Here is a 16,093-nt window from a genome sequence, read left to right as displayed (position 1 = left end):
ATCTAGGATTATAGCATGGTAATCAGGTGGCAACTCGCCGGCGCGCCCTTGGCTCGTCGCTTCACCCAAGTGCTGATTGGTGCTGAGAGCGGAGAGACTGCGTGGCACTGCTCCCTCTAGCTGGCGCCTGATGCTGGAAAGCATCGCGCAGAAACGCCCGCCCTTCCCGCAACCCGCCAGAGCATGGCCGAAGGCGGCGGTTGGCACTGCAGCCTCCTCCCATGTTATCTTTATTGAAGATAATTAAGAAGGTGGTGCACGATGTGCAGAACATACCCGGGAAAGGAAACGAAACACAGAACCAACTCATAACAGCGACGCAGCAGCCCTCGAGTCCCGTGGCCCTGAGCGCAGACGTCGAGATGCTGCTCGAGCGCTTTTTAGTCGAGGCCGAGCTGGCCGAGACCACGAAGGAGACCTACCGCAGGACCCTGAGGGGCTTCTTCGCGTGGAAGGAGGAGCGAGGGATCGCAGACCTCGCCAGGGGAGACATTCTCGCCTACAAGCAGGACATGCTGGCGCGGGTGCGGCCCTCGACGGCGAGCACCTACCTCACCGCGGTCAAGAGCCTGTTCAAATGGCTCGAGTCCGTGAGAGCCTACCCGAACGTGGCCGCGGACATAAAGACGGTCAAGCTAGTGGGCAACATCCACCGCAAGGACGCGCTGACGCCGGCGCAGGCCAAGCGCGTGCTCCAGGTGCTGAAGGGCGACACGCTGCAGGCCAAGCGCGACTTCGCGCTGGTGAACCTGCTCATCAGAGTCGGCTTACGCTCGGTGGAGGTCACGCGAGGCCGTCTGGGTGATTTGCGCAACAGGGGCGATCAGACGATTCTGCTCGTCCAGGGCAAGGGCAGGGTCGAGAAGGACGCGCTCGTGGTGCTGACCGATGCGACTCTAGGACCCATTTACGACTACCTGGCAGCGCGCAGGTGCGAGGGGCGCGAGGTCGTCGGGGAGGACTCGCCGCTGTTCGCCAGCCTCTCCAACAAAACATATGGGAAGCCGCTGTCCACGCGCAGCATACGGCAGATTGCGAAGGAGGCCCTGCGCGCGGCGGGGCTCGACAGACACTATGACCCAATCCGAGGGCACTAAAAAGATAGGAGCCCCCGCTCGTGACCGCGGGTCGGGGCTGCGACAATGATGTTGAAGTGCCATAGGCGCAGCCGCGCCGCAACGAGGTTGGGAGGCTCCCATGCCAAAGTATTCTACCGCGTTCGGGATGGACGTCCACCTGAGGTCGACCACCGTCTGCGCCCTCGACGCGGACACCGGCGAGGCCGTGACGAGGAGGTTCCCCGGCAACCCCTGGGGCGAGATCGCCGGGTGGATGGATGGGTTCCCCGGGCCGTCGCTCGCGGCCTACGAGAGCGGCTACCTCGGCTTCGCCCCGCAAAGGGAGCTCGCCGGGCTCGGCGTCGAGTGCGTCGTCGCCGCGGTCTCGAAGATCCCCAGGTCGGCCGCCGACTCGGCCTCCAAGAACGACAGGAACGACGCCGCCAGGATGGCCAAGGCGATACTCGCCCACGACATCCCCCCGTATGGTCCCCCTCCCCCGAGGTCGAAGGCATCAGGGACCTCGCCGGCGCCTACGACGGGGCGACCGCGCGCCTGGCGACCGCCAAGCAGCGGCTGCTCGCCTTCCTCGCAAAGCGGGGGTTCGTCTACGGCGGCACCACGCCCGCCGGCAACCCGAGGAAGTACTGGACCTACGACTTCCTGAGGTGGCTCGACAAGGTCAGGCCGGAGGACGATGGCGGGGTTCGGACGCTCGCCGCCCTGAGGAACGAGGTCGAGGCCGCGGCGGAGGCCCGGGCGGACCTGCTCTCCGAGTACAGGGCCGCCGTGGATGCCAGCCCGATCGCCGCGGAGGTGGCCGCCCTCCAGTCGATCAAGGGCTGCGCCTTCGCGCTGGCCGCGGCCTTCTCGGCCGAGGTCGGCGACTTCACGAGGTTCCGTTCCGGAAGGCAGGTCACGGCCTATTTCGGCCTCGCGCCGAGTCAGAGGTCGAGTGGCGACTCCGTGCGGCTCGGAGGCATCAGCGGTGCGGGCAACGCGCTCGTGAGGAAGCTGGCCGTTGAGGGTACATGGTGCTACGCCGCGGCACGGCACCAGCCGAAGCTCATGCCGAGGGACACGGGCGTGCCCCTCGAGATAAGGATGCACGGGAGGAAGGGGTCCGAGCGGCTCCTGCGGCGGCGCGAGGAGATGCTCGCCCGCGGCATGCCCGCGGCGAAGGCCAACGCGGCCACCGCGGCCGAGCTCGTGAGGTGGCTCTGGGCCCTCGGCATGATGTGCCGGGAGGGCGCGGAATAGACATAGCCCCCGTCCCGGCGAGCCGGGCGGCCTTCGGGGATACCCCCTATTTCGCTGTGCGCGCGGAGCCCTCCGCATGCGCCTCGACAGACTTGGGGAACCCCGCCGAAGGAATGGAGTGCGGGCCGACAGAACGGTATCCGCGGATATGAGACTGAGCCGAAGGCGTCGATGACATGCCGGGGGCGGACCGGGACGGGTTAACGGCAGGCCCCGCCGACCGATTGCAAGCGGTCGGCGGGGCCATTGTGGCTCTTGACAGCGGATTGGGTCATATGAGCGAGAGGCTCACGACCCACAGCTTCCGGCACAGCGCGGTGACGTTCGCGTTGCTGGGGGGCGCCAGCCTGCAGCAGGCCCAGGCGCTCGCAAGGCACACGAACCTGACGACCACGATGGTCTATGCCCACAACGTCGACCGCGTGAGCCAAGCTCCGGAGCGTTTTGTCGACGGCCTCCTCGACGACTAGGAGCCCGAGGCCGGGGCCGCGTCATGCGAGGGGGATGCCCGAGAGGTCGCTCCCCAGCACCTCCAGGTACTCCAGCAGCTGCTGGTACTTGCCCCGGAGCAGCAGGAGCTGTTGCTGGAGCTCCGCGTTCTCCTCCTTCAGCTTCCTCGATTGCTTCCTGCTCTTGTCGAGGGCGATGTCGAGGTCCTGCAGGCGTGACTGCGCCCTCTGGAGCTCCCTTGACAGCCTGGTTATCTCGGCGTCCTTGTTCAGCTCGCGCCTGCCCTCTTGGCTCACCTTGCCCGTCGGCTTGAACTGGCAGACCCGGTTCTTCGCCAGGAGCTCCTTGACGTGCTGCTGGCTGAACGTCCCCGAGCTCAGCCCCGTGAGCGCCATGAGCTCCTTCTTGGTGACGATGCGGTGGTCCTCTTCGATCTCGTCGATGGCCCCCTGGATGAGGGCCAGCGTCTTCTCGCGCTTCGCCGCGTACATCCTCTGCATGTTCTCACTGGGCTGCTTCATCAGAGACCTCCAGGTCCTCGTCGCTGATAACGCTCAGCACGCGCTGGGTCAGCGTTTCGTATGCGTCTATCCAAGCACCGCAGAGCTCGGCGAAGACCTCGTTGCCACAACTTAGAGCCTTCTCCTGCTTGCTGCGCCAGTCGTCGAGCTCGCTTTGATAGTAGTCGAGGTCGCCGGCGTCGGGGACGAGGTAGCTGCAGCGGAGGCACCTCGACCTGTCGGCGCTGCAGCCCCTTGCGTCCGAGCACAGGCCGATCCTGTGGACCCTCTTGGCGAAGGGCTTCGACAGGATCCTGTCGAAGCGCGCGGGGTCGTCTGTGTTGATGATCCTGCCCCTGAACACGACGGGGTCGTCCTTGCGCAGGTCCTTGACGGAGGTGTGGGTGTAGCTCTGCTCGATCATCTTGGTGTTGTGGTGGGCGGTGAGCGGCAGCAGGTCGATGGCGCGGAAGAGGCCCGAGTTCATGCGGTCGCTGACGGCGTTGTGGCGGAACTGGTGCGTCGTCGGGGAGTAGGGCTCGCCGTGCTCGTCGACGATTCCCCTGCACTTGCAGAGCCGCGAGAAGAAGCGGTTGCAGCTTCCAAGGTTCTTCGGCTTGAATGCCGACCCGTGAGTCCTATAGCATCTCTCCCCCGTCTTCGGGTCCCTTATGAGCCTGTAGGCCCGCGAGGTGAAAAGCCACCTTGCATTCTCGCCGAGGTGCGCCAGCACCTCGTCCCTCTGGGCTGCCACCAGGTCGACGAGGAGCTTCCCCATGCCCTCGTACCTGACCTCGATCAGCTTGATGTCGCTCGGGACGTAGGGTCCCGCTTGCTTGAACGACGGGATCGTCAGGGTGTAGGTGTCCGCGTCGAGCCGCTTCAGGCACCTGACCGTCATGCTGAGGACCTCCGTGGCGCGGTTGGGGATCAGGCGCAGCATCCAGTAGAGGCACCTGTAGACCAGCGGGATGCCGTCTTTCATGAAGATGACGTCGAGCTGGCCGGCCACCTCGTCGGGGATGTACTTGTCCTCCTTCTTGACGTAGGCGGGGGCCCTCTCCAGCACGAACCTCTGCATGGCGGAGCTGATGTCGGTGAACCCCGACTCCCTCGCGAATGCCTCGAGAGCGTGCCAGTAATGCAGGCGCTTTCTCAGGGAGGTCTTCCGCTCTCCCGAGAAGAGGTAGGCATAGAAGGAGGCGAGCGCCTCCGGCGGGGCTTCTGCGAAGCTCTTGCAATCGTCGGGGATGAAGTCTGCGCAGTGCTTGATGGACATGCAGATGTCTGAGCTGATGGCAGCGGGGTCCCGCCCCTTCACGAGCCTCGTCAGCGCCCATCTCTTGGCCTCCTTCTTGAGGTGTTCGTTCGAGATACCCGTGAAATATATGTTGCGCGAGCTCGGTTTGACGTTCTTGTCGGGCTTCACCTTGTCGGCTTGCCAGACGTCGTCGCTGAAGCTCGAGGCAGAGCAGTAGTCTGAGAGCATCCTGGCCGCCTGCTCGTCGGTGACGGACACGGTGTTGGAGAGGACGACTGGCTCGAGGGCCGCGGACCCGGATGTGGGGAAGAGCAGGCTGTCAGGCATGTTGCGTTCCCTCCTCAATAGCGTCGAGCACGGCCCTGTAGCGCTCGTTCAGGGTTCTCTCCTGCGCGTACTCGGTGTAGCCCTCGTACTCGTCCATCGGGATGTCCAGCTCCGCGTACTTGGCCTCGAACTGCGCCAGCAGCCTCGACGAGTCCTCGTAGAGCTCCTGCCAGCGTGCTTGGAAGGCCCTTCCCGTGCACAGCTTGGGGCAGGACGCGCAGCTGATGTTGCCGAGGTCGGCGCACCTGCCCTCCGAGGGGTGCTTTGAGCACACGCCCAGCTCCACGTTGCGGCGGTTGGTGCAGAAGTCGACGTAGAGCCAGCGGCGCTCCTCCTCCGTGTACAGGTCGAGCCTGCCGCTCTCGATCAGGAGGTTGAACTTCTGCTGGAAGAACTCGCTGTTCAGCTCTGCGAGCCTCCTCATCCTCACCTCGGCGTAGACGCGCTCGGTGGTTCTGTGGTCGACGTGGCCGAGCTGCTTTTGCACGTCTGTAAGCGTGGCACCCGACGTGATGAGCTCGACGGCGACCGTCTTGCGCGTCTGCCTGGAGCAAAACGTGTCGTAACTCTCGTCGATCGACTGCATGCCGTACCGCTCGAGCAGCCTGTTGATCGCTCCGTTGAAGGTCGTCGCGGGGAACTCGGTCTTAACCCCGTTGGTGATGCAGAAGAAGAGCGTCTCGACCCCGTACATCTCCCTGAGGGCGGAGGTCTCCTCGATGTAGGCCTCGATCTCGCCGTGGAGCCCTGGCGAGATGACGGCGAAGATCTTGTCGCCGAGGCGCCGCTTGATCCTGGATGCCGCGGTCTTGGGGGACCTCGCCCTCACCTGCGGCATGCCGCTGGCGGGGTCCTCGGCCGTGATGTCCTCGACGCGGATGCTCTTGATATCGGAGAGGCGCCACCCGGTCTCCATTGCGAGCTTGAGCATCAGCCTGCAGGCGCTCGACCCAAGCTCGTCGACGTGCTCCTCGAGGAACACCAGGATGTCCTCGGGGATCTCCGGGGTCGCCCTCGAGTAGTCAGAACCGCTCCTGACCGTCAGGTTCGCGGTCGGGTCCGTGTCAAGGCGCCCGCGAGCGACGAGGTGCCGGAAGAACCTCCTGCAGCTGGTCAGATGATGCTTGAGCGTGCCGGGTGCATAGCCCTCCTTGCTCATATGCGAGAGCGCGGCGAGGACATGCAGCTCGCCCACGTCCTCTGGGCAGGTGATGCCGTATTCGCCGACGAGGAAGGAGAGCACGGTTAGCAGATCGGCCATCGCAGCCGGGATGCGCGCCAACGCGCGATGGTCAGAGCTCGCGCGTTGGCATGCATCCTGGTAGAGGAACCTCAGATACTCCCTCGCATCCTGCTGGAACAAACCCGTCCCGTCCAGCACGGAGAAGTCGAACCGCCTGCCTGAGAACGTCTCCCCCTTGGGGAAGTAGAACCACACCTCCGACTTGTCGCTGGCCACCTCGTCGGCGTTGCCGTCGAACATGAACCTGCGCAGGCCGGCGATCTTGTTCTCCAGGTGCTCGTCAAAAGCGTTTGCGAGGGTGGGGGTCTGCCGCACCTTCTTGAACGCCGCGAACTTCCTCACGTCCTCGTCTTCCAAATGCTCCTTGAAGTCGCGACGGAATCTGTGGAGGGGCAAGATCGGCCCCCTCGGAGAGTCGGGGGCCAGGTACCTGCCGGCGAAGAACGCATCGTATGCGCCCAGGAGCTCCTCGAAGCTGACGCCGCCTGGCAGTTCCGGTGCCGGCAACTGGGAGTCACCTGCGACAAGCAGTCCAGCAGGGACGGAGCTCTTGTCAACCCGCACAGCTTTCTCGTCGTAATAGGCGCGTTCCTCCGCGCTGAGATCTAGGAATTCATATACGGTGGTCCGGTTAGAGGTCGTAGCGTACGCAGCGTACGTGTAGGGCAACATCTCCCTAGCGATTACTTCATGCAGCCTGCGATAGTCCCACCGCTTGCCGTGCCCCCTCTCTCTGTGCTTTCGGTACCTCCCGACAGGGCGCCAGGAGAACCCGAAGATGTACGCGGTCAGGCGCGGGTAGGTGAAGTGTCGGTAGTTGCGATCGGACAGCCCCGAGGCATACTTCTCTGCCATGTCGCGCACATACGCCGCGAACTCCTCCTCGCCGATCTCCTCGACAACACAGTTGTCGAGCCACATCAGGAAGGAGTCGTGAGCTCTTCTGAAGTATCTTCCGTTGAACTCCTCGCGGACCGCTGCAAGGGGTTCCCGATGATTGATGGCCTCGACGGCGCGGTCCCCGATCTGCACCGGGAAGCGGTGATAGGTGTAGAAGCGCTCCATGTACGTCTCGCCAAAGATACGTATCAGGGGGTTAACGCGGTCCCTGACCTGGTAGGTCAACCCGGTTATCACCTTGAAGAGCTTCTTTATGCCGGGCTTTTCCCAGGCTTCCTCGTCCTCGTGCATGGAGACGAGCACGTCGAGGAAGTAGTCGCTCAGCTCCTCCTCCGAGAACATGGAGGTCAGGGCAAGACGACACAGGGTCCCATAGCTATATGTCCCCTTCAGCGACTCCTCCAGGCCCTCGCAGGAGGGCAGCGGCGTGCGCGACTCCACGCAGGCGGCCAAGGCAGCAAAGTCGCTCACCGTCGCCGTGTCTGCGACATGGGTGTAGTTGTTGCTGCGCTTCGCACCCCCGGAGTTGTCCCTGATGTGCTCGAGCGCCTCCTCAGGTTGCCTGATCATCGGCGCGCCTCTTCTCCTTGGCTGCTTCGAGCCTCTTCCAGTTCTCGACGGCGGTCACCCTGTCCTGCCTGTTCTTGTAGGGCTCGGCAGACTCCATGCTCTTCCAGCCCATGATGTCCAGGATCTGGTTGTCGGTGAGGGAGGCGGGGTCTAGGGCCTGCTGCCTGAGGAGCTCCTCCATCTTCGTGCTCCTGCCGGAGTGGGTGCGCACCTTGGCGGGGTCGAGGCCGGCGTGCTTGGCGGCGCGCTTGATGATCTCGAGCGCGTTGTGGTAGGCCATCGGCTTGCCGAAGCTGCCCTCGCGCTCGCGCAGGTTCAGGAAGATCTCGGTCGGTACGAGCACTCCGGAATCGATCAGCTTCCCCTCGACGGCGCTGCGCTCGTTGTAGAGGTACTCCTCCAGCAGGCGCCGCGAGCGCTCCGACAAGACGCAGACGCGCCCCTCGCCCTCGCGCCTGCCCTTGCTGCGGAACAGCTTCAAGGTGCCCTCGTCTGCGCGGTAGAGGTCGATCTGGGCGGAGAGGATCTCGTCGATGCGAAGGCCGTCGAGCGAGAGGGAGAAGACCGCCTTGTCGCGGTAGGTGCGGAGGTTGCTGAGGATGGCGTCGACCTGCTCGTCCGTGTACCACTTCTCGTAGTCCACAGGAGGCTTGCCGCTGACGAAGGACGTCTCGGCGACATAGCGCGGCGACGTGGTCACGATTCCCTGGCCGTAGAGGAAGGAGTGCGGGTTCTCCCCACTTCGCTCCTCTGCGACCTCCATCTTGACCTCCCTGCCCTGGGAGCGCAGGAAGGTGTAGAAGCTGGCCACGACCGTGTAGTAGCCCCTGACGGTGAAGCCGGACCTCTTTCCCTCCACTGCGCCGACGAACGGGATGACGTTTCCGAACTGCAGGAAGCGCAGGAAGCCGGCGAGGTGCTTGGCGGTCGCGTCGGCGTAGCCGATGTGCCAGCAGTCCTGCAGGTAGTTGAGGTGCTTGCACAGCTTGTAGGCGTACTGCCTCGCCGTCTGGGGCGAGCCCATGTTCATCTTGTGGAGGAACTTGTTGGCCCAGAAGGGGTAGGCGTCCGGATGGTTGATGATCCAGCCGTCCATCGTTCCCCCGTCGGCCTTCGGGTAGAGGCATTTTTCAACGGCAAACATTTTTTGTCACCTGAACAAACATCAATTCACTGGATAACGCTTAGTTAAACATCACAATAAGTGCTCGACCTATCAACGACTAAAAATAAATCTTAGTATCTGAAATACATAATAAAATGAAGGCCCAGCTGATAGGCCTTGAAGCTTGACCATCGGTACGCCTCGAGTGAGTCGAGCGAACCTTTCACAGGATTGAGATGGATATAATCGAGCAGCTGCACCGCCTGAGTGTCCGACTCAACCGCAACCCGCGAATAGCGATTGTCAAACAGATGGCCCGTTCTTCCCGTTTTCCCATTGAAATACTTGGCATACGCCGTCAATGCGCACTGCATCGCCTTTGAAAGGTTGTCATAAGGGTCATCAACCATCAAATGGAAGTGGTTGTCCATAAGGCACCAAGCCAACACCGCCACTTTATGGCGCGCAAACCTGTCCGAGATATCCGACAAGAAACGATAGCGGTCGGAGTCATCTTCAAAAATAATCTGCTTGGAGTTGCCGCGGTCATAAACATGGTAATAGCCGGTGATCGAAACGGCGCGGGCACATCGGGGCATAATCTCTCCTTTCAAAACTGTACAGGCAACACCTAAAAGGAGAGAAGCAACGCGAAATGCTGAGCCTGTGATCTATTTATATCCAATAAGCGGCAATAACAGGTCCAGAACAGCGAAATGGCAAAACGATGTCTGTCCCAAATGAGTGAAAGCACTCATATAAGTCTGTCGCCAATGAGCGGGCCGATGCCAGGCTGATATTTTTAATTAAAACGCTTCAGTAGATTGAAGCGTTTTAGTGTGCCTTTTACGGGAATCTTACCGTTCGCCGAATAATTTCTTGCTATCATGCAACACGTAGGGTAAATCTCCGATCGCAAGGAGACACAAATGGTGAAAAAGTCACCGGAAAACACTACTCCCGCAATTGTGGACAACGTAGAGGCGCTTGAGGCTAAGCTCGCTCAGATGCGAGAGGCCCAGGCGCTTTTTGCTACGTACACGCAGGAGCAGGTCGACAAGATCTTCTACGAGGCCGCCATGGCCGCCAACAAGGCTCGTATCCCGCTGGCGAAGATGGCCATCGAGGAGACCGGTCGCGGCGTTCTTGAGGACAAGGTCATCAAGAACCACTACGCCGCAGAGTACATCTACAACGCTTACAAGAACACCAAGACCTGTGGTGTCATTGAGCGCGACGAGGCCTACGGCATCACCAAGATCGCTGAGCCCATCGGCATCGTGGGCGCCGTCATCCCGACGACCAACCCCACCTCCACCGCGATCTTCAAGACGCTGATCAGCCTGAAGACCCGCAACGCCATCATCATCTCCCCGCACCCGGCTGCCGCCAAGTGCACCATCGCCGCCGCCAAGCTCGTGCTTGACGCCGCCGTCAAGGCCGGCGCCCCCGAGGGCATCATCGGCTGGGTCGATGTCCCCTCCATCGAGCTGACCAACATGGTCATGCGCGATGTCGACATCATCCTCGCCACCGGTGGCCCGGGCATGGTCAAGGCCGCCTACTCCTCGGGCAAGCCCGCCCTGGGCGTTGGCGCCGGTAACACCCCGGTCGTCATCGACGACACCGCCGACGTGCTGCTCGCCGTCAACTCCATCATCCACTCCAAGACCTTCGACAACGGCATGATTTGCGCTTCCGAGCAGTCCGTGACCGTCATCGACACCATCTATGACCAGGTTAAGGCCGAATTCCAGAAGCGCGGCTGCTACTTCGTCAAGCAGGGTGCCGAGATGGAGGCCCTGCGCGGCGCCATGTTCAAGAACGGCGCTCTCGATCACCGCATCCCCGGCATGGCTGCCGCCAAGATCGCCGAGCTCGCCGGTATCGAGGTTCCCGCCAAGACCAAGATCCTGATCGCCGAGGTCACCTCCACCGACCCCGCCAAGGAGGAGTTCTCCCACGAGAAGCTCTCCCCTGTCCTGGCCATGTATCACGCCAAGGACTTCCAGGAGGCCGTCGACAAGGCCGAGCACCTGGTACTCGCCGGTGGCCCGGGCCACACCGCCTCTCTGTACGTGCATCCCGCCCAGGCCGATAAGATCAGCCTGTTCGAGCATGTCATGAAGGCCTGCCGTATCGTCATCAACACCCCGTCCTCGCACGGCGGCATCGGTGACCTGTACAACTTTGGCATGAAGCCGTCTCTGACCCTGGGCTGCGGCTCCTGGGGCGGCAACTCCGTCTCCGAGAACGTTGGGGTGAAGCACTTGATCAACGTTAAGACTGTGGCCGAGCGCCGTGAGAACATGCTGTGGTTCCGCGCTCCCGAGAAGGTCTACTTCAAGAAGGGTTCCACGCCCGTCGCTCTCGACGAGCTGGGCAGCGTCATGGGCAAGAAGCGCGCCTTTATCGTCACCGACCAGTTCCTCTTCAAGAATGGCAACACCCGCGCCATCGAGGCCAAGCTCGACGAGATGGGCATCGCCCACGACTGCTTCTACGACGTCGAGCCCGATCCGTCGCTGCAGTGCGCACGTCGCGGCGCCAAGCAGATGGCTCTCTTTGAGCCGGACGTCATCATCGCCGTCGGCGGTGGCTCCGCTATGGACGCCGGCAAGATCATGTGGATGATGTACGAGCACCCCGAGTGCAAGTTTGAGGACATGGCCATGGACTTCATGGACATCCGCAAGCGTATCTTCACCTTCCCCGAGATGGGCAAGAAGGCCTACTTCGTCGCCGTCCCGACCTCTTCGGGCACCGGTTCCGAGTGCACGCCGTTCGCCATCATCACCGACAAGGAGACCGGCATCAAGTGGCCGCTCGCCGACTACGCACTGCTCCCCAACATGGCTATCGTCGACGCCGACAACTGCATGACCGCCCCGCGCGGCCTGACCGCCGCCTCCGGCATCGACGTCATGACCCACGCCATCGAGTCCTATGTCTCCATCATGGCCTCCGACTACACCAAGGGCCTCTCGGAGCGCGCTGCCAAGCTCGTCTTCGAGAACCTGCCCTCCAGCTTCGAAAACGGCGCCAAGGACCCGCATGCCCGCGAGGAGATGCACAACGCCTCCTGCATGGCCGGTATGGCCTTCGCCAACGCCTTCCTGGGCCTCAACCACTCCATGGCCCACAAGCTCGGTGCCTTCCATCACCTGCCCCACGGCATCGCCAACGCCATCATCCTGACTCGCGTCATGCGCTACAACGCCGCCGAGGCCCCCGTCAAGATGGGCACGTTCTCCCAGTATCCTTACCCCAACGCGCTGCACAACTACGCCGAGATGGCCAAGTACTGCGGCATCGAGGGCAAGGACGACAAGGAAGTCTTCGAGAACTTCATCACGAAGCTCGAGGAGCTCAAGGACTTCATCGGTGTCAAGAAGACCATCGCCGACTACGGTGTTGACGAGCAGTACTTCCTCGACACCCTCGACGAGATGACCGAGCAGGCATTCAACGACCAGTGCACCGGCGCTAACCCGCGCTACCCGCTCATGAGCGAGATCAAGGAGCTCTACCTGGACGCCTACTATGGCCGCGAGCCCCAGGACTACGCCGTCTGCTAGTTTTTAGCACGGTTATTTCGGCGGGGGTGAACGGGCGCACGCACGCCCCCGCCGCTGCTTCTATCGCATCGTTGAAAGGATGCAATCATGCTGCTCCCCGAATCCAAGACCGAGCTCGTCCGTCGCGGCAACAAAGTCGTTTACGACCTGGGCGACAAGATCGTCAAGGTCTTTAACGAGACCAAGCCCGTCTCCGACGTGTTCAACGAGGCTTTGAATCTTGCCCGCATCAATGAGTGCGGCATCCGCAGCCCCAAGGCTCTCGAGGTTTCTCAGCTCGAGAACGCCAACGGCTGGGCGCTCGTGACCGAGAAGGTTCCGGGCACCACCCTTGCCGAGAAGATGACTGCCGAGCCCCAGCGCTTTGGTGAGTACCTCGAGATGTTCGTCGACCTCCAGATCGAGATCCACGGCTACACCTCCCCGCTGCTCAACCGTCAGCGCGACAAGTTCGCCCGCATGATCGACAGCCTCGATCAGCTCAATGCCACCACGCGCTACAACCTTCAGGAGCGTCTGGACGGCATGACCAAGGAGTTCAAGGTCTGCCACGGCGACTTCAACCCCTCCAACGTCATCGTTGGCGACGACGGCCAGCTGTACGTCTGCGACTGGGCACACGCCACCCAGGGCTCCCCTGCTGCCGACGTTGCCACCAGCTACCTGCTCTTTGCCCTCAACAGCAAGGACCAGGCCGAGGCCTACCTGGAGCTCTACTGCGATCGCGCCGACATGCCTATGCAGGTCGTGCGTCAGTGGACGAGCATCGTCGCCGCTTCCGAGCTCGCTCGTAAGCGCAACGTGAACGATGAGTTCCTGAAGAACTGGATCGACGTCGTCGATTATCAGTAATATCTGAGCGATTTATTTCGCATCGGAGGCACAAAGGAAAACCCCGCAGCTCGCATGGGCTGCGGGGTTTTCCTTTTAGCAACAACTGTCCCTTAGACGCAAAAGCGGCCCTGCATCTCTACCTCGAGAGACGCAGGGCCGCTTAACAAGTGCACTAAACGCAGCAGGCTCGATTAACGGCGTGCTGCTTTCACAAGCTCAGCGACCTTGGCGACAACCTCATCGATCGCCACATCCTCGCGCTCGCCCGTGGCACGATCCTTGAGCTCGACGGTGCCGTTCTTAAGGCCGCGCTTGCCGAGCACCACCTGATAAGGGAAGCCCATAAGGTCGTTGTCGGCAAACTTAAAGCCGGGACGCTCGTCACGGTCGTCAACGACAACCTCGATACCCTCGGCGCACAGACCCTCGACGATTTGATCGCAAACAGAAGCGCACTCCTCCTTCTTGGGGTCGAGCGGAATCACCGCAACCTCGTACGGGGCAACAGAGACCGGCCAAACGATACCGTGCTCGTCGTTGTGCTGCTCCACGACGGCAGCGAGCGAGCGGGACACGCCCACGCCGTAGCAACCCATGATAAGCGGCTTCTCCTTGCCGTCCTCGTCCATAAAGGTGGCACCCATGGCCTCGGAGTACTTGGTGCCCAGCTGGAAGACCTGGGAAACCTCGATACCGCGAGCAGCGGAGAGCGGCTTGCCGCAGTGCGGGCAAGGGTCGCCGGCAACGACGGTAACCAGGTCGGCCCACTCGTCGACGGTAAAGTCGCGCTCGGGGCAGGCACCGGTAAAGTGATAGTCGACTTCGTTGGCACCGCAGGCCCACTGCTTGGACTCGCGCAGGCTCTCGTCGCAGACCAGACGAATGCCCTCGGGCAGGTTAACCGGTCCGATAAAGCCCTTATGCAGACCGTAGGTCTGGAGCTCCTCGTCGGCCATCATGCGATAGCCCTTGCCAAAGACATGCTCGGCCTTGCAGTCGTTGAGCTCATGATCGCCCGGAACGATGGCCACAACCGGCTTGCCCTCGGCGTCGATGAGGGCCAGCGACTTGCGCGTACCGTTCTCGGGGAAGCCGAAGAACTTGGCGACGGCCTCGATGGTGCCCATACCCGGAGTCTCGACCTTGGTGAGTGTGCCGTCGCCGGGGCCCTCGGTCACAACGACCTTGGTGCTTGCCGCCTCGTCATCGGCAGCAAAGCCACAATCGTCGCAGTAGACCAGCGAAGCCTCGCCGGCATCTGCCAGCGCCATGAACTCGACGGAGGTGTCGCCACCGATCTCGCCGGAATCGGCGACGACGGGCAGGGCCTTGATGTAGCAGCGCTCGCAGATATTGGCGTAGGCCTGCTTCATCTTGTCGTACTCCTCCTGCAGGCTCTCCTGCGTGGCAGAAAAGCTGTAGGCGTCTTTCATGATGAACTCGCGACCGCGCATCAGGCCAAAGCGGGGACGGAACTCGTCGCGGAACTTGTCCTGGATGTGATAGAGATTCACCGGCAGTTGCTTGTATGAACGCAGCTCGTTGCGCACCAGGGCAGTCACGGTCTCCTCGTGCGTGGGGCCGAGCACGAACTCGCGGCCGTGGCGGTCATCAAAGCGCACGAGCTCCTTGCCATAGGCATCGATACGGCCGGACTCACGCCACAGCTCGGCATCGACCATGATGGGCATCATGAGCTCCTGGGCGCCGGCGGCGTCCATCTCGTCGCGCACGATGTTCTCAATCTTGCGAATCGAGCGCCACGCGAGCGGCAGATAGGAATAGAGACCGGCGGCCTCCTTGCGGATCATACCGGCACGGAGCAGCAGGCGATGGCTCGCAAGCTCAGCGTCGGCCGGATCCTCTTTGAGCGTCGGAGCATACAGCTTAGACATATACATTGCTCGGGTCATTTAATTCTCCTCAATAAGCTTGTCGACCTCGGCCATAAGCGCGTCGACAATTTGGTCCTCCGCTACTTTACCAATGATCTGGCCATGCGAAAAGAGCAGGCCCTGACCACGTCCGCAAGCAACGCCCAGGTCGGCATCAGAAGCCTCACCGGGGCCATTAACGGCACATCCCATGACGGCAATCGAAAGCGGCGCGGCATAGTTCTTAAGCCGCTCGGTTACTTCCTCGGCGATTGCGATCAGGTTAACCTGACAGCGGGCGCACGTGGGGCACGAGACAATCTCGGGGCCGCGGCGACGCAGGCCCAGCGACTGCAAAATTCCCCAGGCGACCGGCGGCTCCTCAACCGGATCGGCCGTGAGCGAAACGCGCATGGTGTCACCGATTCCCTCGGACAGCAGGATTCCAAGGCCCACCGAGCTCTTGATGGTGCCCTGCAGCTTGGTACCCGCCTCGGTTACGCCCAGGTGGAGCGGAACGTGGGGAATCTCACGCGACAGGGCACGATAGGTGTCGAGCGTCGTTTGCACGCTATGGGCCTTGGCCGAAAGCACAATGTTCGTAAAGCCGCGGTCTTCAAAATGCTTGACAAAACGTTCGCTCGACATCACGAGCTTTTCGGGCTGCGTGAGGTCGTCGCGCTCAGCGATATCCTGCTCAAGCGAACCGGCATTGACGCCGATACGAATCGCACAGCCCGCGGCACCCGCAGCATCGATCACCGCGTCAACCTTGGCCCAATCGCCGATATTGCCGGGATTGATGCGCAGCTTGGCAGCACCGGCCTCAACGGCACCAATGGCGAGCTTATGGTTAAAGTGGATGTCGGCAACGATCGGCACCGGAGACTCGGCACAGATGGTGCGGAAACCCTCAAGCGCGGCCTCGGTGGGCACGCTCACGCGCACGATATCGCAGCCAGCCTGCGCCAACGCGCACACTTGCGCAAGCGTTGCCTGGGCATCAGCGGTATCAGTGCAGGTCATAGATTGGACCACCACCGGCGCGCCTCCACCGATCTGCACGCCGCCCACATGCACGGGGCGCGTCAACTCGTGAGGCAAAGGATGGGATAAAGACAATCCAAACACTC

Annotated in this window: 12 protein-coding genes; 5 read left to right on the top strand and 7 right to left on the bottom strand. The window is 62.1% G+C overall.

The window, feature by feature from the left end; translation table 11 throughout:
- Positions 1 to 221 precede the first annotated feature (221 nt).
- The 3 genes from ACTQ1S_RS02390 (at position 222) to ACTQ1S_RS02380 (ending at position 2,788) form a co-directional block, all read left to right on the top strand.
- Positions 222 to 1,097 (top strand): tyrosine-type recombinase/integrase, encoded by an 876-nt coding sequence (locus tag ACTQ1S_RS02390; protein ID WP_441054835.1) that lies wholly within the window; start codon positions 222 to 224, stop codon positions 1,095 to 1,097.
- A gap of 327 nt (positions 1,098 to 1,424) precedes the next feature.
- Positions 1,425 to 2,318 (top strand): transposase, encoded by an 894-nt coding sequence (locus ACTQ1S_RS02385; RefSeq protein ID WP_441546977.1) that lies wholly within the window; start codon positions 1,425 to 1,427, stop codon positions 2,316 to 2,318.
- A 275-nt stretch (positions 2,319 to 2,593) separates the two neighbouring features.
- The gene (locus ACTQ1S_RS02380) at positions 2,594 to 2,788 is read left to right on the top strand and encodes a tyrosine-type recombinase/integrase (RefSeq protein ID WP_441032096.1); all 195 of its coding nucleotides are present in this window, start codon (positions 2,594 to 2,596) and stop codon (positions 2,786 to 2,788) included.
- Positions 2,789 to 2,809: 21 nt separating this feature from the next.
- On the opposite strand, the gene ACTQ1S_RS02375 is transcribed toward ACTQ1S_RS02380, so the two are convergent.
- The 5 genes from ACTQ1S_RS02375 to ACTQ1S_RS02355 form a co-directional block, all read right to left on the bottom strand.
- Positions 2,810 to 3,289, bottom strand: coding sequence for a DUF6262 family protein (locus ACTQ1S_RS02375; RefSeq protein ID WP_123219222.1), 480 nt, complete (start codon positions 3,287 to 3,289; stop codon positions 2,810 to 2,812).
- Entirely contained in the window at positions 3,273 to 4,856 is a 1,584-nt protein-coding gene (locus ACTQ1S_RS02370) for a hypothetical protein (RefSeq protein WP_441546976.1), read from the bottom strand. The genes ACTQ1S_RS02375 and ACTQ1S_RS02370 overlap by 17 nt, the downstream gene beginning before the upstream one ends.
- On the bottom strand, positions 4,849 to 7,569 hold the full coding sequence (locus tag ACTQ1S_RS02365) for a tyrosine-type recombinase/integrase (protein WP_441546975.1): 2,721 nt from the start codon (positions 7,567 to 7,569) through the stop codon (positions 4,849 to 4,851). Before ACTQ1S_RS02365 ends, ACTQ1S_RS02370 begins: the two co-directional genes overlap by 8 nt.
- Entirely contained in the window at positions 7,553 to 8,713 is a 1,161-nt protein-coding gene (locus ACTQ1S_RS02360) for a tyrosine-type recombinase/integrase (RefSeq protein ID WP_441546974.1), read from the bottom strand. Before ACTQ1S_RS02360 ends, ACTQ1S_RS02365 begins: the two co-directional genes overlap by 17 nt.
- 92 nt (positions 8,714 to 8,805) lie before the next feature.
- On the bottom strand, positions 8,806 to 9,273 hold the full coding sequence (locus tag ACTQ1S_RS02355; RefSeq protein WP_441057378.1) for a transposase: 468 nt from the start codon (positions 9,271 to 9,273) through the stop codon (positions 8,806 to 8,808).
- A 330-nt stretch (positions 9,274 to 9,603) separates the two neighbouring features.
- Here ACTQ1S_RS02355 and adhE point away from each other — a divergent pair, with 330 nt between their 5' ends.
- Positions 9,604 to 12,252 carry a bifunctional acetaldehyde-CoA/alcohol dehydrogenase gene (gene adhE / locus ACTQ1S_RS02350; protein ID WP_427795671.1) on the top strand — a complete coding sequence of 883 codons (2,649 nt, stop codon included), beginning with the start codon at positions 9,604 to 9,606 and terminating at the stop codon, positions 12,250 to 12,252.
- Positions 12,253 to 12,339: 87 nt separating this feature from the next.
- Complete coding sequence (locus ACTQ1S_RS02345; protein WP_441057376.1) at positions 12,340 to 13,104, top strand: phosphotransferase; 765 nt, start codon at positions 12,340 to 12,342, stop codon at positions 13,102 to 13,104.
- Positions 13,105 to 13,277: 173 nt separating this feature from the next.
- On the opposite strand, the gene ACTQ1S_RS02340 is transcribed toward ACTQ1S_RS02345, so the two are convergent.
- Together ACTQ1S_RS02340 and ispG are read right to left on the bottom strand one after the other, a co-directional pair.
- Positions 13,278 to 14,987: a proline--tRNA ligase gene (locus ACTQ1S_RS02340; RefSeq protein WP_441547001.1), complete on the bottom strand. Its 1,710-nt coding sequence runs from the start codon at positions 14,985 to 14,987 to the stop codon at positions 13,278 to 13,280.
- Positions 14,988 to 14,999: 12 nt separating this feature from the next.
- Positions 15,000 to 16,082, bottom strand: a complete 1,083-nt coding sequence (gene ispG, locus ACTQ1S_RS02335) for a flavodoxin-dependent (E)-4-hydroxy-3-methylbut-2-enyl-diphosphate synthase (RefSeq protein WP_441546973.1) — start codon at positions 16,080 to 16,082, stop codon at positions 15,000 to 15,002.
- Between the last annotated feature and the right edge of the window lie 11 nt (positions 16,083 to 16,093).

Source organism: Collinsella sp. LCP21S3_D3 (assembly GCF_052118305.1).
Classification (GTDB): Bacteria; Actinomycetota; Coriobacteriia; order Coriobacteriales; family Coriobacteriaceae; genus Collinsella.
Note: the sequence above shows the minus strand (reverse complement) of the source record. Positions and strands in the feature narration are given on the sequence as shown.

Bases quoted from the DNA above. Each gene is read 5' to 3' on its own strand.
- ACTQ1S_RS02360 (WP_441546974.1), bottom strand. From the start codon at position 8,713: ATGTTTGCCGTTGAAAAATGCCTCTACCCGAAGGCCGACGGGGGAACG.
- ACTQ1S_RS02380 (WP_441032096.1), top strand. From the start codon at position 2,594: ATGAGCGAGAGGCTCACGACCCACAGCTTCCGGCACAGCGCGGTGACG.
- ACTQ1S_RS02345 (WP_441057376.1), top strand. From the start codon at position 12,340: ATGCTGCTCCCCGAATCCAAGACCGAGCTCGTCCGTCGCGGCAACAAA.
- ACTQ1S_RS02390 (WP_441054835.1), top strand. From the start codon at position 222: ATGTTATCTTTATTGAAGATAATTAAGAAGGTGGTGCACGATGTGCAG.
- ACTQ1S_RS02370 (WP_441546976.1), bottom strand. From the start codon at position 4,856: ATGCCTGACAGCCTGCTCTTCCCCACATCCGGGTCCGCGGCCCTCGAG.
- ACTQ1S_RS02375 (WP_123219222.1), bottom strand. From the start codon at position 3,289: ATGAAGCAGCCCAGTGAGAACATGCAGAGGATGTACGCGGCGAAGCGC.
- adhE (WP_427795671.1), top strand. From the start codon at position 9,604: ATGGTGAAAAAGTCACCGGAAAACACTACTCCCGCAATTGTGGACAAC.
- ACTQ1S_RS02365 (WP_441546975.1), bottom strand. From the start codon at position 7,569: ATGATCAGGCAACCTGAGGAGGCGCTCGAGCACATCAGGGACAACTCC.
- ACTQ1S_RS02355 (WP_441057378.1), bottom strand. From the start codon at position 9,273: ATGCCCCGATGTGCCCGCGCCGTTTCGATCACCGGCTATTACCATGTT.
- ACTQ1S_RS02340 (WP_441547001.1), bottom strand. From the start codon at position 14,987: ATGTATATGTCTAAGCTGTATGCTCCGACGCTCAAAGAGGATCCGGCC.